Here is a 266-nt window from a genome sequence, read left to right on the forward strand (position 1 = left end):
GCCTGCTTTTATTGAAGAGCTTTTAGCAGGAATCCAGGCTGCCAATACAAAGATTGCGGATTACGGCGTGGAAATCATGGCCAGATATGGGGAAGGCTATGATGCGGACAGCCAGCTACGGATGATAGACGAGCTGGAGGATGAAGGAATCCATGCACTGGCCATCATACCCCTGAACGATAAGCGTGTGGTGGATAAGCTGGAGGAGCTCAGGAAGTGGGGGATTACGGTGGCGCTCATGGTATCAGATATCGACGTGGACTGCC

General features: G+C 52.3%; 1 protein-coding gene. It reads left to right on the forward strand.

All coding sequences use genetic code 11. The features are described from left to right. Positions 1 to 266: hypothetical protein (locus LK536_RS58760; RefSeq protein WP_506092329.1), on the forward strand; the 266-nt coding region annotated here is incomplete at both ends.

This window comes from Clostridium pacaense (genome assembly GCF_020709765.2).
Taxonomy (GTDB): domain Bacteria; phylum Bacillota; class Clostridia; order Lachnospirales; family Lachnospiraceae; genus Enterocloster; species Enterocloster hominis.